Here is a 22,199-nt window from a genome sequence, read left to right on the forward strand (position 1 = left end):
CACAACCATTTTATTTCTGCCCTGTAGGTGCTACTGAAAAGTGAAACCGTAGGTTCTATATTTATCAAGTACTTAGCTAAAAGTTTCCAATTAAGGAATCTCATTTTTTCTAACTAACCCTGCATTTGCTACTGAAAAATCCAGCTAAAATGCAATCTGTTTTTTAGGGGGCGAAATCGCGTAAAGCACTATCTATAGGGCTTTGAGAGAGTATAGCTTAAATTGTGAAAATGGAGTGTTTTCTATGAAAAGTGGACGTTTATTTTCGAGCTAAACGAAGGGTGATTGCATTAACTGCTGCTTGAATATGGGAAGATTTTTTATAGAGAAAAAGGTTCGATTGTGCAACTTTAGAGTTATCCGGTAATAACCCAGCGGCTTTTAGTTCATTGACACATTTTTTCAAATTTACTTTTTTTAATTGGCATTGCTTGTTTAGCAAAATGTAATTATCGAATAGTCGTTTTATCGCCTCACCGGGAATATAGCCAAAATCACATTTTTCAAAAATAAGCTCATCTTTAAATAATGACTTGAACGCTTCGAACTGTTTTCCATTGAATTGGAAGTAGTTGAGAATATCTCTTTTTTGAATTGGGCCAGATAAAGATGCAATAAAGTGTGCTTCAAAAAGTTTAACCGCATCATTTCTACAAACTTTCAGATCAGAAAGCTGCCAGTTATGTTTGTTAGTGATAATTGTTAAGCCATTTGAAATGACTAATTTAAGCGCTTTAGCAAAAGATAGATTATTGCGGTGCAATGATGATGACATGCCGTAAAGGTTTATCCATTGTTTATGGCTAATGTCAGAATATTCAACATAAGGATCTATTGATTGTAAGCTGTCTTCTACAGTTCGGATGTCAAACCAATTACGTTTTTTCATACTTATAAATTCAAAGCCTTTTATCACCTCCTCTCCTGCTAATTGATTTAGCTCTATAGCACTAACACCAAGTAAATCAGCTACTGCGTTATGTTTAATCTTAAATGGATAGTCTTTTGAGTGGATATCCTCACTATTTTTATGAAGACTTGCATTATCCAACCCATCTGGAAGCTTTAAATCTTCATCTGTATTTTGTAGTTCAAGCATCTCAACACTTTTAATCGACTGATGAATTTTTTCGTCGAAATATGAGAGTCGCGGTAATAAAAGTCGTATGTTTCCTTGTGCTCTGACAATCTCTTTTCGTCGATTTAACATAGATTTTGTGAACTGCTCATTAGTTAACATGGCAAATGCGTAGTTAAAATACTGAATCATGTCGGCTTCAAGAATAAATTTTGGAAACTGCTGATATACCGCTAATTGCAAGTCAAATGGCCTAGTAACAAAAACAATCATTTGATAAAGCGCAGCTCTGAATGCTACCTGCTTATCACCTGTTAAACCTTCATCAATTTGCTGAAAAACGGGGGGACAACTTTTTACCATATTTATATCTGCCCATTTCAGCTCACATCGTGAGCAGCAATCAAATAGTTTTGTATTCTCGGTAAAAGGTTTATCGCAGCTAGGACAGGTGTGTACTAGCTCGCATCTATGTTTAATACAGTGTGTCGTATGAATTGCTTCCCACTTTTTAAGCAGCATGGGCGTCTCTTTTAAGCATTCAATACAAAACTTTATTCTGTTATCCGTAATATTGATAACTGAGCGATTGCTTTGTCTCAACGAGTGATCTTTTATATCACAAAGCCCAAATTCTTCGGGCGTTAGACATAGATGGTGTCTCAGAATTTTGTTGACTTTATTATGTTCAGGTAAGTCATTTAAATAAAGCGCTGGACCAATACTATGACCAATAGCTTTACTTAATAAGTTAAGAAAGTCATACCCATTCTCATAGGCAACTCGCATTAGATAGCCTTTGACAGCTTCCTTCTTTGTAGGCAAAGGGCGATATAGAATTTTGGGCTTACTCTTCATACAAGCCTCTCTCACTGGCATTTTTCTTCACTACAGATAGGTCTGCGGTAAAAGGATTGAATTTGAATACCATCTTTGATTGCAATATTTTTTCCCACGCTGTCGCAAAGTCAGCAATAGCGAGGACATCTTCTTTATTAGTTGATTCAATAACCTCCAACAGCAATTTGTTAATCAACCTAGGGTTACCAGATGTGGCGAGGATAAAGCGCAGTAAATTACTAAAATTGTTGTTTAACTTGTAATGAAATTCACCGTCAGCAGATTCGAACTCATCTAAGAACTCCAACCCAATTGTTTGTCGAGGAAACACCGAAAACAGGCCATCGAAAAAGTCGGCACTATCTAATGATTTTTCAGTAGTAATACATGAAAAATTTTCTAATTTGATGACTTCCAGAAACCGACCCTCTAACTGGTCATCGCAATCAAGTAAGTTTTTGGTTTCAGGCTTCCCTGCTAAAATTAGCGGTACATTGGTGTTGTTCATTAACCATTTGATGACTTTTAACACTATCGATGTCTTGGAAAGCCCAGAACTGGGTAAAAAATCATGGGCCTCATCAATGCTCATAAGCTTAGAGTTAAGGTTTTTAAGGAGTTTCTTTAGTCTTTTTCTGAGCGATTTGGGTGCCCCTTCATCGGCACATGGGTCGCCAAGTGCCTCAAGTAATTCACTATACATCGACCCTGCATTGATTTCCGGTGGAGAATCTATGCGCACCATCGGTACTTCTGTTTTTCGACGGGTGAAAATGTCTGGGTGCATGCGCTGGAAGGTATCTAGCAGGAACGTTTTACCACATCCCGGATCACCCAGAATCATCACGCCATATGACTTAACTCCTTTGTACTTCATCACATTTGAAAGAGCATTAATGCCTGCTTCAAAATTTGGATGTAGTGATGCTTTGTTATTAAATTCTATTGTTTCTTGCTTTAACATAATTAAACTATCTTGCTTTTAGTTTTACGACCTGAACGGCTAGAGCTAGCTGATTCAGGAATAGTATTTTTTGACTCAGCCTTGAACTGTTTACCCGTATGATCTTGTCCAAAACGCTCCTTGCCTTGCTCAACCATATTTTCTAACTCTGCTTCTGTATAAGATTCAGAAGACGGTTCAGTAGGCTTGGTGTTTTTAGTATTTTTGCGTTTCTTCGCTTTTGGCTTATGAGCATTATGCTTCGACGGAAAAGCTTTCGTTTCTTCGGTCTGAACAGGCAAACCCGCTTTATATTCTTTTAAGGTTGTTCCCGGCTGAATACGCTTATCGCGGCAAGGAATAATGAGAAGTGTTAACGTATCAGGCTCAATGAGTGTGATTTTTGAAATGTCGAATTGGTTATAGAGTATTTTGACTTCACGCTTTTTACCCTGCATAACGAGTTTATCGTAAATCGCTTTCAGCTCGTTGTTACGATAACTGATACGATTCACTTGGATGCCATTGCGCTCTTGAATCGTTGCCGTTCGCTCCACACCTGTACATGCGTTTATTTGATTGATATCTGGAATTGTGCGTGGCTTGAAATTGTCTAGCTGACTTTCAACGGCTTGCTGCGGCGAAAGCCCGTCTAATCCCTTGTGTGGGTTTTGATGATAAAAATCACAAATGTACTCTTCTAAATACTGTGTAAACTTTGTCACCGATACACAAGCCTTTTGCTCGATAGTGCCATCAAGTGTTTTCCCATCGACACGTCTACCAAAATAGCCCGGAATTTTACTGGCAAACTGTGAACGCAGCGTTCTGTTGAAGCGCTCAATAAAGGGCTTTTTCCAAGGACTACCAGCTTGTGTGGTTGTATGACTAGAGCCGAGCATTGCGCTAAAAGCGATAATCAAACTTGAGCAAAATGCTTTACCCGCATCACCAAATGTTTCCGTCGGTGGTCCAAGATCGTACCAAGTAGATTGATAGTTACCATTACGTTTTTTGGGAAGACTGATATGTTTAAGTAACTCAATAACCGCCGAAGATTCTTCAGCAACGTTTATCCCATAACAAAGTTTGTAGCCCACGATGTAACGAGAGTGAACATCAATTGCGAGATAAAGAATAACTGTGCCTAGGTAGTTGCCATTATCGTCCAGTAAACCTAGGTTTAAATGAACAGCGTCTATATCTACATGCTGCATAATACGGTCAGTAATAAAAACCTCATTGCTAGTACGAGCATGTCTTCGAAGTGCATTTTTACCTTCACGAGCGAGAATGACTTCGGCTGGATCTAACTCTCTGATCAATTTATAAAATGATTCTGCGCACATACACTTTCTTTTGTTTACATCCTTAAGCTCTGCGTCGTAACGATTTTGAAAACGAATGTAAGTTTGAAATTTATTGGCACCATTCAGTTGTAAATATTCCTCATCAATCACTTCATACGCTAAATCTAATTCTGCTTGTGCAATCTGTTTCTTCCGCTGCTGTTTGGGTTTGATAACGAGGGGAATGACGTTTTTGTTGTTTGCTAACCATTTTTTACGCCAACGGTATAATGTCCCCTCGGAAGGTGGTTGCATGTCATTGATGCGTTTAGATACGCATTGGGTAACGCTAACTCTAGTGCGTATTGAATCACTGAATGCACGAGAATCAAGCTCTTTAAGATAAGCACTCATCCGATTGGCTTCCTCAACGTGCGCAGGGTTGGTTAACGGCATGTATACGACTGAAGGTTTGGTCTCAACCAAGGTGATTTCACCGTGAAGATAAGCATCATATGCCATGTCTCCAGATAGCATATCTTTCTTTTTATCATCGTATTCAATTACCAAGAAATCAGGCTGTGCACTGCGAATGACTGCTTCTTTGCCTTTCCAATCAATACGCATGTTCTCTCGTAACAACATTGCATTAGCGTGCATCTTTTTTTCTCCCTAGTTGTGAACCACTATTTTTAAACTGATAATGCTTCTGAAATTGGCGGTAAAGGTTTAAAAACTGTTTGTCAGTCACAGGTGTTGTGTTCGCAAGTAAACTGCTTAAATACGCCCTATAAATACTGCGAAGTGGTATCGTTTTATTGTCAATGTCAATGCCAATGCCAATGCCATTGACATGACATAAGAAGTTTTTGACAAGGGTATAAGAACGCTCCAAAGGAAGTTTTACCCAAGGTTTTGTATATTGCATGTAATGCTCCTAGGTTTTGAGATGAAATTGGGGGTTAAAATCTGGTTTTTTTATGAAAAGAGTGGCCATTTCAAATTCGCGTAATGTAAGTAATTTGGAATTTGAATTTGCGCTCTTCCATAGCTGCTTGTAGTCGTAATAAAGATCAAAAATGTCTTCGTCGGGATACCGTTTTGATTTTTGCAGTTGTTGCCTCAAGGCTATGCATTGAATAGAGGCACTAAACTCTAGATTAAAAGGCATGGTCACTTGCCTCCATATCTATTTGCGTGGCACGGTCTAGCAATAAATCGTGATTAAATTTAAGGGTTTTATTGGCCAGCATGGCCCAAACGTAATCCGGTGATTGTCCATAATTAGTCGCAATAAGCTCTGCGTCACGCACGCGAGGATGAGAAAATTCAGATAAGTCTGAAATAATTCTTTGAGTAATATCTTCGTCTTGATAATGATTTACGAATGCTGAAAGTAGCTGACAATTAGAGATGAATTCACGCTTTGTGAGTCCTACTTCCGTGACTACGCGAAGGGGGACTTTTAGTACATTTTTGAAATGTAACTCAAGGATCGCTTGCCTGCGTTTAAATTTTTCAGATAATGTTTTCGCAGTAGGTTTTAATTCCCAAAATTCATAGCCGTTCTCTGTTCGCACGATGAAATCAGCAGTATAACGACACACCGTCCCTTCGAACTCAAAGTAAGTTGAATCAGGTTGAGTCATATACGATAAAACAGTGTTATCAAGGTCGATTACTAAGCACTTCTTTTTCTCAAGAAAACTATCGCAACTGACCATTGCCCGTAATTTGGGAGAATAATGTTTAATGTCAGGTTTATGGGTGTTGGCTTTACCGAAGGGTCTATCGACAGACATGATCCCCTCCACCTAACTGGTTAAGACTTTTGAAGCGAAACCTGAGTAACGTTTTAGGTTGAACTGGAGGAATAGGTTTTGGCCCTATCGTTGACGGTATTTTTTTAAGTGTCAGTAGATAATTTTTACGTTTTGATATTTTCATTTTTTAGTTTCCAAAATTTTTAATGGAATAAAATGTTAGAACTAAAAAATGGCTGCTGCAATTAGAAGACTAGTATATTTTTTGTCGTAACTTCATGTTATCTAAGGATTTATTATACATAAATGTATAATGCGGTTTGTATGTCGAGCTACAAAAAAGGAGTGAAAATTAGTGGCTTTTTGCATTAAGCTTATGAAAATACGATAATATTTCTTATTAATTATTTTTATAAAAATTAAATGGTTCTGTTGCTTTTGGTTATAACTAGTTTCGATTAAAAATCAGACAGACGCGATCATTAAATCTAAAAAACAGAGGTGAAATCGCGAAGTTTTTATATTTTTGACGTTAAATTTGCCTCATTTCCCTAAATCATTTATCTTTGCTAGTGGCGCTAGCCTCACTTGCACGCGAGTGAAAAACAGCAAAACGGCCCGAAAAGGCAAAAAGCATATTCGCTTCTATCTTAAATATTAAAGAATGCATACATGGCTTGAGTGATCGTGTTGTAATCGCGTGTAGCAATGATTGATAACAGAATTGCTCTGTCTCAAGCATATGGATATGTATATGAAAAATTTAAAACCTTTGATATTTGCAGCTCATACCGAGCTAAAACCCACCCTGACCGCTATTAAAAAAAGCCATTTATATGAAGCCTTCGCCGCATTCTGTGGCTTTAAAAGCTATGCCGCATTTCAAGCTGCTACCGTTATCAACGTTGATAATATTGAACTAGCCAATAGCCAATAGGCAATGCCTTGATCGCGTGCAGGGCATTGGCTTTGATGTAGGCAATGCATTGCTGGTATGCCAGTCTATGGAAAAAGTATGGAAGCAATACGATACTATTTCTTTAGATGATATTTACTCGTTTTACAGTGAATCTTCATTTGAAGAGGAGTTGTTAGAAAAGCGTATTCTCGAAACGTTAAAATCACTCATCGTCTCTGGTGATAGTGAGGCTATCTTAATGGCAGTCGTATTTACTGCTCAAATGTTGGCTGAATATGAAGAAAATCCAGATAATCGAAGTGGTGAATACTGGTATAAAAAGCTGCTGGCTAACGAGGAGCTAAGCAGTATGCATCGAGAAGTTGCTGAGGAATATCAATATATATTGTCGTACCAAGAGTTTTTCGAATTCCTTCGTTTAGAACTCGCTAACAGCAGTGTAATCACACTACCAAGCCCATCAATAATTAAACCTATTTGTCAGCAGTTTGATGACGGGAGCATGCGCCGCTGGTCTCAATATTTTAAAAGTGAATGCTTTGAAGTGCTAGAGGCGTTTGAGTTCTTTAATTATTACAAAGAGTCTAACTTTGTCACATTACCTAAAGCACTCGTTTTAGACTGGCAGAAAGCTGAAGCGATGATTAATCCCAATAGATGGATTATTACTCAAATCATTGAGGATTCAACAACCAATGAAGAAAAGTGGTTTTGGTATTATTGGGGCTTGCAGTATGACATTGATGTAACTCAAGATAACCTTTACGCCATCAACTCTGATACGGGCGAAGTTTACGATGATTACGGTCCTGCGGAGGTAGCAGGTGACGAAGGTATCAAATTACCCGACATATCAGCTAAAGATAAGAGCCGCTCGCAAAACTTGAGTCAGCAATTATTACGTAAATAGACAATTCACGCCTTTTAGGGGCTTTTGGAGTTCCAAGCCCCATAAACAAAGTTGCCAAAATCGAATTCACTTTTTTGATGTATTTTAACGCTGAGTTATAATTAACCCTACTGCTATAAGCGACAAGGGAAATCATGAGTACCACTTTTTCTTCTAAAAAAGTACAAACCTTAAATGGTTGCGCTAATAGTGAAAATATTGAGAAAGGTATTTCTGAAAATGTGCGTGCTAGCTATAACAATGTGAAAGAGGCTATTGCGAACCATAGAATTGATGGTCTTCCTGTCAATAAGGCGCTTGTAGCAAAATTATTGGTCGCCTGTAAAAACAATGAATCGCTTGATTTTGAGCAACTTATTAATGAGTTTGTGAATAACAACTAACCCAACCTCATCAAGTTAGCCTATTTTTAGATACTTAGCAGACGCTGGTTTCAATGGTAATTTGCAGATAGCAGTAAACCTGCTGCTAATTGCTCCTGATTTAAGCCGTTTTTTTCGATGTTTTTTAAGTTGTCGCGCATTCATCTTTTGTTCTAGATAAAGTCGTTGCTGGTGATAATACTGCCCTTTACGCTTTACTTGAGTAATAGAAGCGTATGTTATCTCACTAGGGTTAAATAAGGAGGGAGCAAGATCGGCTTTCAACTTCAAATGATTTAAATAGCGCTTCTTTTGATATCTGAGCTTTAGTTTGCGCCGCATTTACACACTGCCTTTAACGTTATTCATTGGTAGAACAATGACTACTTCGCCACATCTTTTACAATACGCTGTATTCGCCATTATCCAGCATCTTTTCAAAGCAACCATGAACCCAAAGCGACTGCTTTAGCCGGGCAAGCGAAGTGGCACGATTCAATTTTGTCGTAGCTATAGGTGATGTTATGGCAACTGTCTCCAACCAGCATTTGCCTATCACAGCCAAAGCACTCACAGAACTGTTTATTTTCTAATTTATCCATAATTTTACCGTTTAAAAAGGTAGAGTATTTTTACTAAAGGTTAGCCATTTAATGTGGAATTTTAAAAGAATATTGCGAACCATAAATTGACCCTACGATGAATTATTAGTCTTTCAAAAATTGCTATGATAATGTCAGGCTGGATGAGTCAAGTTATTGATTTGTATAATTTAATGTTTATTAATTGTCGAGATTTAATAAACGTTAAAATAATGGAGTGTTAAAAAAATCAAAAAATATCGGCACCATTGAGTAGCGTTCAGAATAGAATAAAAGCCAGCGGTCAGAAACTGACGGCTGACCTTTTTACCCACCCTATTCCATATCACATGTTATGTTTTGGCTGATCGGCAGTACCTTTGGCCTAGCTTAATTCAAAGCGATAACAATGTGCTCCAATTGTTTGAATAGCGCTGTGGTAGCGGACTGGCTAGTTACAGGGCTTACCAAAAAAAGGTATTTCAAACGGTTGCGGTCTCCCACATGTTTTGGCGTTAAGGTGCCAAGTTCCTTTTTTGTATTTTTTTGTACATTACCAGATGGCAGGGTATTCAACAATTCCTTCAACATTAAACCCATGATTTAGCAGTGCCTGTCTAACAATGAAGGGTAATGTATTCGCATCACTTGGGTATTTAACTAGGTTTTTTTCTGCATATTTATCAATAATCTTTAATAGCTCAGGCAAATCATACTGCACTGAAATAGTAGACCCCCAAATAGCATCCTCAACCATTGATTCTAACTCGTTATTAGTGTTTGAGAATGTTAAGCGGCTTTGATAGACAATCCTAAATTTATTGTTGCCTTGATGATGAATAACTAGTTTAAGCTGGGGGATTTTCTTTTCTAACTTTGCCCCATTTCTTCTCGCATCATAAAAGGCTTCGCTCAAAATAACTTTACCTTCAACCTTGTGAAAAACTTGAGAATTGGTTTCCGGCTCAATATTCCAATATATTCTAAATGAATTTTTTCTTAATTTGTGACCATATTGTTCAAGTAGTGTCTTTAACTGCTGTTCCGTTCCTTGATTAACTCCCTTGTACCAGTCACTAACGATAGACTGATGAGTTCGACAAGCTTTTGCTATTTCTGATTGAGTCCATCCATCATTGATTGCTAATCTAACAAGCTGCTTTGTCTGTTTGAATTTGCGTTTGTTCTTTTTAGTATTTTTTGCTTCCACATTTATCCTTAAAATGTGACAGGCGATAAATTACCTGTCACTCCATTACCAGTTATTTGTTTTGATTTGGGTTCATTTGCTTCCCACGATTGCCATTAACTTTAGCATACGCGGGATTAGTTCCTGAAGTACCTTTATTGCTATTTCCTTGATTACCTTTGTGATTGTTGTTTTGATTAGACATGCTTTTCTCCTCGCTGTTTGTCTGTCTAAATCATATGAAATTAGAAAAAAACAAAAACTGATAGTTTAATGATATGTAGCGATATTTGATGATAATTGTAGTTAATGAGGATTATTTATTACTGATACATCGAAAAATACAAATTTATATCTAATTGACACATGGAATCATTAATGTACTATTATGTAATCATTATGGTTATATGTTGGTTTGTTAATGAGTACTTTGGAAAGCATAAATGTGAACTACGCCCAAAAACAGCGGCTTGCTTTTATTGATTTTTTGCTAATGTTTAAAGGATCTTTTAGTCGTAGTGATTTAACTAAGAAATTTGAGATGGGAATGGCGAATGCTACTCGCGATATTTCACTTTATAAAGAGTTAGCGCCGGACAATGCAGAACTAGACAATCCCACCAAGCAATATTATCAGACAAATAAATTCAAACCGCTTTTTAAGCACGATGCCAGAAAAACTCTAATAAAACTTGCTAACAATATTTCAGATGGCTTTGACGCAATTGGGGATGTTAAATTTCCGGTTGAGGCTCCTAGTCAACTAAATGTACCTGACATATTTGTCGTAGCAAAACTTGTTCAGGCAATTCTTAATCAAAAATCTGTCAGTATCATTTACACCTCGTTAAGCAGTGGTTCAAAATCTAGAGAGCTTGTGCCCCATTCTATTGTCGATAATGGACTACGTTGGCATGTTAGAGCTTATGATCGTAAAAGCAAATCGTTCAGAGACTTTGTTTTAACGAGGATCAGCAAGGTGACCATTAAGACTCAGAATTTTGAATCTCATGAAAACAAATTGGAGGATCACCAGTGGATGCGAATGATGCCTTTGCAGCTCGTAGCGCATCCAAATAATGTTCAATATCCGATTGCAATAGCTATGGATTACGGAATGGAAAACGGTGTTTTGGAGTTGAATGTAAGAGCAGCATTGGCTGGATATCTTTTAAGGCGTTGGAATGTTGACTGTACTTTAGATGCAAATCTGGCAGGCGGTGAATATCAGCTTTGGCTTCGGAACCGACAAACATTATACGGTGCAGAAAACCTAGCCATTGCTCCCGGCTACCAAGAATCAGAATCTCAAGTCGGGGATAGCTAATGTTTGACGGAAGAATTTCTAAATATTTGGAAAAAATTGAACATGGGAAAGCTTTCAATTTTTCAGCGTTTTTATCTTTGTTACCTGAAAGTTTGAAAGAAGATGTAGAAAGAAATGCTTCCGTTAACTTTCTTAGAAAAAATTCAGTAATCGTAACAATATCATGTGAAAAGTTACTAAAGCGCCTGTATGAATTGACGATAGAGCCAGAAAGTCGAGTTAGTGCTACATTGCTAGGTAACTCCCATAAGGTAAAAACCTCGACAAGTTATCTATTCGTTTACCACCAACAATGTGATGATATTCATCCTGACACTGTTGTGTGTAATAAAGAAAATGCTTCCTTTAAATTTCAACCTAAAAAGCAAGTACTCATAATAGAGAACTCCGAACTTTTCTTTTCAAGAGATGCTCTACTTTCTCAAATGAACAAAGTTTTTTCTCTTTCATTATCATTTGAAAATACTGATTTAGTTTTCGGCTCAGGCAATCAGGTTACCAACATATATAACCAAGAATTTTTAAATCAGTACGAGTCTGTTTTATGTTTCTTCGACTATGACTTTGGTGGTTTAAAAATTTTTAAGGCTATGAAAAACATAGTTGGCGGTAAAGCTCAATTTTTAGAGCCAAATTCTGACGATTTAGATATTTACTTTGTTAAAAAACCTAAAAATAAGGATCAATACCTCAAGGCAGTAAAAGCCGCAGAAGATCTAGGTTTAAAAAGACTTAATAGGCTTTTTTTAACAACAAAACTTTTTATGGAACAAGAAGCTATTTTAGCTTTTGAATAAGGAAATCAACATGTCTCACCAATTTAATTTTGTTCTTAAAAAGCTAGTTTTAGTGGACTCAGCGGGATTTTGTTATTCTGAAATCGAATTGGATAAACACACTATTTTGCTTGGCGAAGGTAACGTTGGTAAATCGAGTCTTCTAAATTGTATTCGTTTATTTCTGCTGCCTGAGGTTAATTTTAATCGAGCTAAAGATAAATTTAATTTCAAAAGTTCAAATGGCTATGAATATGATAAAAACGAGTCATTTGGTCACTATTTCCCAAGCAAGTACTCGCATTTAATTATTGAAGTAGAAAAAGTTATTGCTGGCAAACGATACACTCATTGCCAGATTTTAAATAGAGGAAAGAACCTTTCATTTGAGCGTATTTTTACTGCTTTACCTTACCAAAAAATTCAGCATTTATTCTGGCAAGTAGAAGAAGATGACGAACATACCATAGGCTCTAGAGTAGAAAAACTATCGACTCAAGATGTGTTTGCCAAGATTAAGGCCAAAGATAAGTACTGTATTTCAGTTAAAGATCCTCAAAAATTAAAGGACTTGATGTATGCACGAGACATACTGTCTGAAACTGAAATGCGCTATAGCCTCTTTCCACTTAATGATGCATCTGATGAAAACGTAGAGTCGTTGAGAGCATTAATTTTAATGCTTTTCGATATGGAAACATCAAATGAAGGAGTTGCTAAAGCTGTTGCTAATATCGTGGAGTCAGAAAAAAAAGAGACGAGTGATGCGCTGAACTTTGATATTCAAAACTTTTTAGCAGCGCATGACTCTCTTAAGCTGGAAGAGCAAAAGTTAACTGATATTGAAAATAAGACAAAAGAGTTTGAGGCCCTTAATTCTAATTTTGCTCGGTATAGTGAATTGTCTGAAGTTGAGAGTCGTTTTGTTGATTTTTATTTATGTCTGAACAGTAAGTTAAAACAGGTAAGTGGATCAGTAACTACATCAGCAAATAGAATAAAAGAGCTTCAACAGCAATTATCTCCTATTAGTGAACAAGTTAAGAAAATTAGTCAAAATTTGTTTACTGCTAAGGCAAACATTAAAACGGCCGAGCAAAGCATCACTAAAACTCAAAAAGATATTGATAAGGGAGAGTCTGAATTAAGTCGTTATGGTGAAGATTATAGTCAGCAACAAGTGCTAGAAATTCTCAATGAAGAAATAATTAAAACACAAGATAAAATTCAATCTCTTAAAGATGAAAATGCAAGACGTGTAAGAATCAAAAAGCTTGAAGCTCTAGTCGCTCAAAATAAAATTACTCAACAAAATATTGAGCTAGAAATTAAAAACTCTGAATTTGCGATTCAAAAACAGTTACCTAATGATACCTTGGAACTACTTAATTCCATAAATCAACGACTGGTATTGGCGAATCCGGGTAAGGAATTGGACAAGCATGAAATAGATGCAATTGAAGGTTTTAAAGGCTTATTTAGTGATCAAGGGTATTTATATAACTTTTGGGGACAAGAGTTTAAAAAATCCAACACAAGGATGAGTCGAGACCTACAGCGAGAATTAGACAATATTGTGTCAGAGATAAATACAGATCTTTCTGAAAAGTCTGCACTTGAAATGCAAGATTCCACAAATCCTTTAATTGTTGAGAAAAAGCTTCAGGAACTAGACAGGGAGTTAAAGGCTATAGCGCGTGAAAAAGCAGTTATATCTGAACTGAACGATAATATCGGTGCTTTAAAGGTTTATAACAAGCAACTTTGTGATAACCAAGCTGTGATTGCCGAGTTTACGCCCCAAGTTGAAAGCCTATTAAAGCGAGAAGCTGAATTATCAGAGAAAATAGAATTTGAAAAGCATCAAAAGGTAGCTTTCAGCAACGAACAAACCGAGCTATTTACGCTCCAAGGAACTGCCAATGGTACTAAGCAAGCCTATCCTAAAATTCAAAAACAACTCGATAAGCAGAGTGTTTTTAACAATGCTGCTACTGTGACACCAGAATATTTGTCATTACTCCAAAATGACTTGCAACAGGTCGATCATTTGCGAGTGAAGATTCTTGAAGGACTGCGAGAATTCGCAAGGGATGAATTTATAGATCTAGATAACGATCTGTTTAGCCCAAGCCCAATGCCTAGCACCATCTATCAAGCTTACTCCAACGTAAAGCAAGTTTATGATGAGTTTGAAGGTCAAAGGCAGTTATTAAAATCAAAAACCAAATCTCACAATGAAAGTGTCAGCAACTACGTTGATATTCTAGATAAAAATTTTGAGCATATTAGCCGCTTTGAGAATCAACTTAACCGCTCTTTTGAAGGTATTTCGGTTAATGACTTAACTCAAATTGAAGTGTCTATCCATGTTGACCAACGTTTTAAAAACCTCATTTCTGAAATACAGAAAAGCTATAACGAGTTTAGTGAGCAAGCTCTTTCTGAGCAGTTTTATCTGAGGCTTCAAGCGTTTAGCAATGCGTTTTTCAAAGATGGTGAACGTAACAAGCTAGTAATGTCTGACGTAATCAAAAAAGTCAGTTATAAAGTCAAGAAAGATGGTCATGACAGTTGGCAAACAAAACAACAATCAACGTCTACCACAGCACTGATTAACCTTAAACTTGTACGGATTTTACTCGCAAAATTACGTGCTGATAGTTGTATGGTGAAGCTTCCAGTAATAATGGATGAGGCAGCAAATATCAATGTAAATCAGTACGAGTGGCTATTAAATGATATTAAGGACAGTGGTTTTTATCTTTTCACCGCTGGAACTCATAGCTCTGGTGCAGAATTGGTTCACATGATCGGAAATCATTATGATGTTGACGCTTTAAAAACAGCAAAACCATACACAGCCGAGAGAGCGAGAGTAGTTTGGGATGGCCCACAGTCATTTTACAATGAAGAAGCGTTTGAATCATTTGTAGAAGATGAGCAGATTGAGCTTTTGGAAGGTGTAAATGAAACAATTTAGCGCCATCCAAACACTTAAAATAATGTTAGAACGACCTAACATTATGTTTAATGTTATTAAAAAAATGGATGCTCAAAATGAGCGTTTCATTAGTGAGGGTGCCGTTGCCTTTGAGGTGTTAGAAAGTATAAAGCACCTTGATAAGCTAGAGCAGCAACGATTCAAGATAGCTTATGCAACGGAAAATTTGGCAAAGTCACACATCGTTGCTGATCAAGATCAGGTTGATAACGTTAGCCGTTTGATGTTTCAAGAATCCGTTGTCTCTATTTTTAGGCTTTGCGAAACATCTCTATATCAAGAACTAACAGATGCAAAATTAAAAGCTGAACTCGCTTCTTTTTGGCATATTCAAAATAAACTTCTATCTGATGACTGTAGTTTCAATTCAATGGATTATGACTATACAGAATTAGTAGAAGAACTCTTTCATAAGCTGGGTAGCTTGCTTGATTTGCTTAAACGAAACTTAGTTAGAATGCAGAGTATTAATAGTGACTTGGAAAAGCTATCGTTTGAAGTGAGCAAAGACGGAATCGACTTTGTTGAATACAGGCAAAAAGTGCTAGATGATGTTACGCATTTATATGAAAGACATATTCTGCCTACCCAACGGTTTGTTAATCCTGATGTGAAGTTGATCGATGGAGGTAATCTGCTAGCAACAATCAACTCAATAAAGTTGTTATTTGATGCACATGGTAAACATGAGCTTTCTGACCAAGTTTTTCGCTATGGACTCAGTTTTACCAACATTATTAACCCGCTAAAAGACGTTTCAAATCAGATAAACGGTTTTATTCGCAAGACGCAGAAAAGTTTAACCCAGTTTAACGCGATGGAGTGGCATTTTGAGCGCTTTAGAAAAAAGTATGAAGAGACTCAGGATGGTCGTGTAAATCGTACAAAAATAGATAACTCTTTCGCAGATGAAGTTCCCTTCATGAAAAATGTGAAGCGAATTCCGAGACCAAAAGGGTTAAAAATTGAAAACAATAGCTCTTACTTTTACAACATATTTAAGGATCTTGAGTATCGAATTCAAGACCAATTACTTCTATCAAACGAAGATATTGAAGCAGAAGGTCAAGCTTTGGTCTCTTTCACCTCGAAAGATCGCTTAAAAAGAGCAAAAGCAATATACGACTTGATAGAAAAGCTCGCGTTGAGAGAATCAAAGGACGTAATAGCCACCTTACATTACCGCCTTCAAAGCTTATTACCAGAATATCACTTTATTGATCTTATAAATGCGGTTGTCCATTTCATGAAAAAGACACTTGACGGTAAATGTCTTATTAAGACAAACAACAAAGCATTCATTCAACAAGAAAATAAATATTACGTATATAGGATTGTCATCTTGCAGGAGGCTGACTAATGGAAAGCGAAGTGATTTATAGTTTTGAAGAGATTTCTTACATCAAAAGTACCGAGATTTATCGACTATTCTCACAAGGGCGAGTGCTTAACAAACAACGATATGACGATGTCCACGGCTGTATAGTAGATGATGATTTATACACTCTAGTATTTAGTAAAGTTAAGCACTTCACCCTATTCTTTAAGCATATGGGGTTTGATCTAAAGTTTGATGAAGAAGGAGACTTTTACTTCACTCAAGATCTACGTGACGCTAACAACGATGAATCAGATGATAATGCCATGAAGATTCAATCTATCTTGCTTTTTATTGGAAGGTACTATGCAACAGTAGGCGATTTAGCACAGTTGCAAGATCCAATGTTTGGGCTGAAAGAATCCGATATTGATACATTAAAGCAAGACGATTTGCTAACAAGTTCACTAAAGGCTTTAAGGATAGATAATTGGGACAAGGCGTTGGAATACTTAACTAGTAGGAGCCTTATATTTAAAGTTTCTCAGGATAAGTATATTTTAAGCAAAGCTGCTATGACATTTTTAAATAGATTGATAGAAGCTCATTCCCAGTTTATTAATAAATAGGAGCATATAGGCATAGCATAGTTAATTGGGCAACATAATAAGAGATGTTTTGATTGTTCTCAAAGTCGCATTAGTTGGCAAATTGAAAACAATAAGTAATAAGAACTCCCTGAACTCATCAATTATTTTTCTGCCTCAATGTCATCTTATTGATAACTCATATAGGACAAAACACACAACGAAACCAATACATATTTTTTTACGTCCCGCAATGAAAGCTAAACCTTAGATAACATTTAGATGATTTATAATTAAAGTGATTGTGATAAATTGTTCTTATAAACATTGATATTTGGTTGCCTTTCATTTTTTGTTTAGTAGCCCAAAACTGATTTTAAATATTAGGGAACAATTCCACTCATGACTCCGTTAAGTAAACTACTAGAAAATTACCGCCAAACGTCAAAAACAGAACGAGAAAAAGGTACTTACTTCGAAGAACTCATTGTTACCTACTTTAAAAACGAACCAACTTATAAAGATTTATATTCCAACATTTGGTTGTACTCGGATTGGGCTGCTGAAAAGGGCTTAGATGCAAGAGATACAGGCATTGACTTAGTGGCTAAAACAGACGCTACGAATGAATATCATGCTATTCAATGTAAATGTTATGCCGAAGATTATCGAATTCAAAAGTCTGACATAGACAGTTTCTTTACCGCTTCAGGTAAAAAGCCCTTCACACATAGATTAATTGTCACCACGACCACTAACTGGAGTATACACGCTGAAGAATCAATGGCGGATCAGCACATTCCGGTGTCAAAAATAGACTTAAATGATTTAGAAAACAGTTTAATAGATTGGTCAAAATATGAGTCCAATAAAGCCCCTATACTAACTAAAAAGTTTGCTCCTAGACCTCATCAAAAAACCGCTATCGACAACGTAATCCGAGAGTTTAAAAAGGCTGACCGTGGTAAGTTAATTATGGCTTGTGGAACGGGTAAAACGTTTACAAGTTTAAGGTTGGCAGAGCAACAAACAGGAAAAGGTAAAAGAGTCTTATTTCTTGTCCCAAGTTTATCTTTATTGTCTCAAACGTTAACAGAGTGGACACAACAAAGTGAAATTCCGCTTCATAGTTTTGCTGTTTGTTCAGATTCAGATGTAGGTAAGAAAAAAGATAAAAATGAAGATGATGTTGTCCATACGTTTGTTCATGAGCTTCGTTACCCGGCAACAACACAAGCAGACAAATTAGCCAAAGAATTTGAACTACGTCATGACAACGAGCATATGAGCGTTGTCTATTCTACCTATCATTCAATTGCAGTAATAAGCAAAGCTCAAAAGGAACATGGACTCGCTGATTTTGACCTTATTATTTGTGATGAAGCTCACCGTACTACAGGTGCAACGTTTTCTGATGACGATGAAAGTGCCTTTGTTCGAGTGCATGATCAAAATTTCATTCGGGCTGAAAAACGTTTATATATGACTGCCACGCCTCGTCTATATGGCAATTCAGCGAAAGCTAATGCTGAAAAAGACAATGTCGTGCTCTGCTCTATGGATGACCCTACTTTATACGGCCATGACTTGCACACAATTACCTTTTCAGAGGCCGTTAGAAGAGACCTATTATGTGATTACAAAGTAATAGTGCTAACTGTTGATGAAGCTCATATCAGCCGCAGAATACAATCATTGTTAAAAGATGAAAATAACGAATTGAAAGTTGATGATGCCGCCAAAATAATAGGCTGTTGGAAGGCGTTAAGTAAACTTGATACAAGGGTAGATTTGGCAGACGATGACATGCCAATGAAAAAAGCGGTGGCTTTCTGCCAAGTGATCGAACCGCAAAGCACTTCTAAACGCAAATCAACAAAACATAAAGTTAGCTCTAAAAATATTGCCGCTGTATTTCAATCCGTTGTTGAAGCTTATCAAGAAGCTAGTGATATTGATGATGGTTTATTTTGTGAAGCAGAGCACGTTGATGGGAGCATGAATGCGTCAGAAAAAAGCGAAAAAATAAACTGGTTAAAAGAAAAAACAGATGACAACGTTTGTCGAATATTAAGTAATGTTCGCTGTTTATCTGAAGGTGTTGATGTTCCTGCATTAGATGCGGTTTTATTCTTAACACCAAGAAACTCTCAGGTTGATGTAGTTCAGTCTGTAGGTCGTGTTATGCGTAAGTCAGAGGGTAAAACTCGTGGTTATGTAATATTGCCCGTAGTAGTGCCAACTGGAATGGAGCCTGATGAAGCGCTTAATGATAACCAAGTATTCAAGGTTGTGTGGGATGTTCTGCAAGCATTAAGATCACATGATGATCGCTTTGATGCAATGATTAACAAGCTTGATCTAATTGGTAAAGCGCCATCCAAGATGGAAGTTATTTCCATTACCGACAAAATCTCACCTAAACAAAAAGCCAAGTCTAAAAAACAAGCTGGTAAAGGTGATTTTTTAATTGGTAGTGAACGTAAAGGTAGGGCTAAGCAAAAATACGGAGAGCACAACGCTGAACAAGCCGGATTTGACTTTCAGGTAACGGAAGTTGAACGTGCGCTTTATGCCCAAGTTGTTAAAAAGTGTGGTAACCGAAAGCATTGGGAGCAATGGGCAAATGATATTGCCAAAATTGCTGATACCCACATCATACGAATTAAAACCATTGTTGAAAATCCTGAGAATGTTAAAGAAGCACAAGCCTTTAATAATTTTGTCGAAGAATTAAGAGATGACCTAAACGAAGCGATTTCACCTTCAGAAGTCATTGAGATGCTGGCACAGCATCTAATTACGAAACCAGTGTTTGATGCTTTATTTAAAGATCATAGTTTCGCTACTAACAACCCTGTATCTCTTGCCATGCAAGAAGTGTTAGATCTATTACATGAGCATCGTTTAGATAAAGAGGCTGATACTCTTGAGCAATTCTACGCCAGCGTTGAAATGCGAGCTGAAGGGATTGATGATGCTTCAGCTAAGCAGAAAATTATCGTAGAGTTATACGACAAGTTTTTTCGAAATGCTTTTCCTAAAATGACTGAGCGATTGGGCATTGTGTATACCCCTGTAGAGGTGGTTGATTTTATTATTCATAGTGTTAATGACTTACTCCAAAAAGAGTTTGGTCAGACCCTTGGCAGTAAAGGAGTGCATATCCTAGATCCATTTACTGGTACGGGAACTTTTATTACTCGCTTATTACAAAGTGGCCTAATATCTAAAGAGCAGCTTCAACATAAATATAAAAATGAAATCCATGCCAACGAGATAGTGTTATTAGCCTATTACATTGCGGCAATCAACATTGAGGCAGTTTATCACTCATTGGTTGGCAAGCAAGATGAAACAGGTGATTTAACTCACTATGAACCGTTCAATGGCATCTGTTTAACAGATACCTTTCAGCTTTACGAAAAAGATGACCTGATTCAAGAGCGCTTATCCGATAATAGTCAGCGCAGAATTCGTCAGAAAAACTTGGATAATATCCAAGTGATTATTGGTAATCCTCCGTATTCAGCAGGACAAACCAGTGCCAATGACAACAATGCAAATTTATCCTATGAAAAGTTGGATGCAGGAATTCGTGAAACTTATGCAGCTCATTCAACCGCTACGAATAAAAATGCTCTATACGATTCGTACATCAGAGCAATACGTTGGGCTAGTGACCGAATAGAGAATAAAGGAATAGTTGGTTTTGTGACCAATGCAGGCTTTCTAGAAGGTAATACAGCCGATGGCGTGAGAAAATGTTTAGCTGAAGAATACAGTAATCTATATGTGTTTCATTTGAGAGGAAATCAAAGGACATCTGGTGAATTGTCTAGAAAAGAAGGTGGTAAAATCTTCGGTAGTGGCAGCAGAGCACCTATCGCCATTACACTTCTAGTGAAAAAACCTGAGTCAAAAGAAAAGGGCAAGATCTACTGGCATGATATTGGTGACTACCTCACACAACAGCAAAAGTTAGATATTGTTAGTGAGTTCGTGAGTGTGAATGGCATTTCAAAAGAAAGTAAATGGACTGAGATTGTCCCTGATAAATATCATGATTGGGTTAATCAACGAGATGATAGTTTTTATGAACATGTTGTAGTGGGAACTAAGGAAAAAGGCTCTAAAGAGGACTTTATTTTTAAAAACTACTCAAGGGGAATAGAGACAGCACGTGATGCATGGTGTTATAACGCCTCTAAAAAGAAACTTGCATCCAATATGGAGAAAATGGCTTCATTTTATAATGATGAAGTATTCCGTTATAGTGAAATATTACCGAAGAACTTAAAAAGCTTTGTTAATAATGACCCTACTAAAATAAGCTGGTCTAGCAGTCTATTGCCCAAAGTAGGTAAAGGTGTTGTTGCAAGGTATTCTGAGCAAAATATCATCAAATCATACTATCGACCTTTCAATAAACAATGGCTTTATCACGATGGCATGTTCAATCATCGTGTAGGTCAAATGCCAAATATTTTTCCAAATGCATTGGCGAAAAATAAACTTATTTACTTGAGTGGTTCAGGAAACAGTGGAAAGAAATTAACTGCCCTTATGCTAGACGGCTTACCAGACCTGAATCTGCAACATTCAGGTGGTCAAGGGTTTCCTCTATATCTATATGAAGCTAGTGATAATGGAAAATTGGAACGAGTAGATGCGATTCATAATAATGTGGTTACTAATTTTCAAAAATTTTATGCAAATGAAAAAATTGATTCTGAAAGCATCTTCTATTATATCTATGGTGTCTTACACTCAACCGATTACCACGACAGATTCGAAGAAAATCTAACCAAAACATTACCAAGAATTCCTTTCGTTAAAACAGAAAATGATTTTTGGTTATTCTCTAGAGCTGGTCGTGATTTAGCTGACTTACACCTAAATTATGAAACTGTAGATTGTTACCCCGTAACACTGGATACAGGTGGTAAATCAATCAAAGAATTTGATAACGAAGATTATTACGTTACTAAAATGAAATATTCCAAAAACGGCAAAGAAAAAGACCAAACCACTATTATATACAATAATCAAATCACGATTAAAAACATTCCAGTCGAAGCTTATGAATATGTTGTTAATGGGAAACCAGCACTAGATTGGGTAATTGAACGTCAATGCGTATCTACGGATAAAAATTCGCAAATTACTAATGATGCTAATGATTGGGCAGTTGAAACTATGGGCAATGCAAAATATCCATTAGAGCTATTCAAACGTGTTATCACTGTCAGTTTGGAAACAATGAAAATAGTGAAAAGTCTGCCTAAATTGGATATTTAAAATTACAAGGAG

16 protein-coding genes are annotated in these 22,199 nt (G+C 36.8%); 9 read left to right on the plus strand and 7 right to left on the minus strand.

Annotation, left to right across the window (positions count from 1 at the left end; all coding sequences use genetic code 11):
* Positions 1–259 precede the first annotated feature (259 nt).
* The 5 genes from AAC000_RS04475 to AAC000_RS04495 all read right to left on the minus strand — a co-directional run bounded on the left by AAC000_RS04475 (position 260) and on the right by AAC000_RS04495 (position 5,952).
* The gene (locus AAC000_RS04475; protein WP_339720467.1) at positions 260–1,936 is read right to left on the minus strand and encodes a TniQ family protein; all 1,677 of its coding nucleotides are present in this window, start codon (positions 1,934–1,936) and stop codon (positions 260–262) included.
* Positions 1,926–2,882, minus strand: a complete 957-nt coding sequence (locus AAC000_RS04480; RefSeq protein ID WP_339720469.1) for a TniB family NTP-binding protein — start codon at positions 2,880–2,882, stop codon at positions 1,926–1,928. The genes AAC000_RS04475 and AAC000_RS04480 overlap by 11 nt, the downstream gene beginning before the upstream one ends.
* 2 nt (positions 2,883–2,884) lie before the next feature.
* The gene (locus AAC000_RS04485; protein WP_339720471.1) at positions 2,885–4,810 is read right to left on the minus strand and encodes a hypothetical protein; all 1,926 of its coding nucleotides are present in this window, start codon (positions 4,808–4,810) and stop codon (positions 2,885–2,887) included.
* The gene (locus AAC000_RS04490) at positions 4,800–5,078 is read right to left on the minus strand and encodes a hypothetical protein (RefSeq protein WP_339720473.1); all 279 of its coding nucleotides are present in this window, start codon (positions 5,076–5,078) and stop codon (positions 4,800–4,802) included. The genes AAC000_RS04485 and AAC000_RS04490 overlap by 11 nt, the downstream gene beginning before the upstream one ends.
* Positions 5,079–5,310: 232 nt before the next feature.
* On the minus strand, positions 5,311–5,952 hold the full coding sequence (locus tag AAC000_RS04495) for a hypothetical protein (protein ID WP_339720475.1): 642 nt from the start codon (positions 5,950–5,952) through the stop codon (positions 5,311–5,313).
* A gap of 715 nt (positions 5,953–6,667) precedes the next feature.
* On the opposite strand from AAC000_RS04495, the gene AAC000_RS04500 reads away from it, so the two are divergent.
* From AAC000_RS04500 to AAC000_RS04510, 3 genes are all read left to right on the plus strand, one after another.
* Positions 6,668–6,850, plus strand: a complete 183-nt coding sequence (locus AAC000_RS04500; RefSeq protein ID WP_339720477.1) for a hypothetical protein — start codon at positions 6,668–6,670, stop codon at positions 6,848–6,850.
* 67 nt (positions 6,851–6,917) lie between these two features.
* Entirely contained in the window at positions 6,918–7,742 is an 825-nt protein-coding gene (locus AAC000_RS04505; RefSeq protein WP_339720479.1) for a hypothetical protein, read from the plus strand.
* Between the two features lie 134 nt (positions 7,743–7,876).
* Positions 7,877–8,125, plus strand: a complete 249-nt coding sequence (locus AAC000_RS04510) for a hypothetical protein (RefSeq protein WP_339720481.1) — start codon at positions 7,877–7,879, stop codon at positions 8,123–8,125.
* Positions 8,126–9,238: 1,113 nt separating this feature from the next.
* Here AAC000_RS04510 and AAC000_RS04515 read toward each other — a convergent pair.
* A complete protein-coding gene (locus AAC000_RS04515) occupies positions 9,239–9,895 on the minus strand; it encodes a hypothetical protein (RefSeq protein WP_339720483.1) in 657 nt (218 codons plus the stop codon).
* 52 nt (positions 9,896–9,947) lie between these two features.
* Positions 9,948–10,079, minus strand: coding sequence for a hypothetical protein (locus AAC000_RS04520; RefSeq protein ID WP_339720484.1), 132 nt, complete (start codon positions 10,077–10,079; stop codon positions 9,948–9,950).
* 216 nt (positions 10,080–10,295) lie between these two features.
* Here AAC000_RS04520 and AAC000_RS04525 point away from each other — a divergent pair, with 216 nt between their 5' ends.
* The 6 genes from AAC000_RS04525 (at position 10,296) to AAC000_RS04550 (ending at position 22,187) form a co-directional block, all read left to right on the plus strand.
* The gene (locus tag AAC000_RS04525) at positions 10,296–11,201 is read left to right on the plus strand and encodes a WYL domain-containing protein (protein ID WP_339720486.1); all 906 of its coding nucleotides are present in this window, start codon (positions 10,296–10,298) and stop codon (positions 11,199–11,201) included.
* Positions 11,201–11,998, plus strand: coding sequence for a hypothetical protein (locus AAC000_RS04530; RefSeq protein ID WP_339720488.1), 798 nt, complete (start codon positions 11,201–11,203; stop codon positions 11,996–11,998). The genes AAC000_RS04525 and AAC000_RS04530 overlap by 1 nt, the downstream gene beginning before the upstream one ends.
* Positions 11,999–12,008: 10 nt before the next feature.
* Positions 12,009–14,960 (plus strand): hypothetical protein, encoded by a 2,952-nt coding sequence (locus AAC000_RS04535; protein WP_339720490.1) that lies wholly within the window; start codon positions 12,009–12,011, stop codon positions 14,958–14,960.
* Complete coding sequence (locus tag AAC000_RS04540) at positions 14,947–16,341, plus strand: hypothetical protein (RefSeq protein WP_339720492.1); 1,395 nt, start codon at positions 14,947–14,949, stop codon at positions 16,339–16,341. Before AAC000_RS04535 ends, AAC000_RS04540 begins: the two co-directional genes overlap by 14 nt.
* Positions 16,341–16,928, plus strand: coding sequence for a hypothetical protein (locus tag AAC000_RS04545; RefSeq protein WP_339720494.1), 588 nt, complete (start codon positions 16,341–16,343; stop codon positions 16,926–16,928). The genes AAC000_RS04540 and AAC000_RS04545 overlap by 1 nt, the downstream gene beginning before the upstream one ends.
* 360 nt (positions 16,929–17,288) lie before the next feature.
* Complete coding sequence (locus AAC000_RS04550) at positions 17,289–22,187, plus strand: type ISP restriction/modification enzyme (protein ID WP_339720495.1); 4,899 nt, start codon at positions 17,289–17,291, stop codon at positions 22,185–22,187.
* Positions 22,188–22,199 lie beyond the last annotated feature (12 nt).

The sequence above is a fragment of the uncultured Paraglaciecola sp. genome, from assembly GCF_963977085.1.
Classification (GTDB): Bacteria; Pseudomonadota; Gammaproteobacteria; order Enterobacterales; family Alteromonadaceae; genus Paraglaciecola.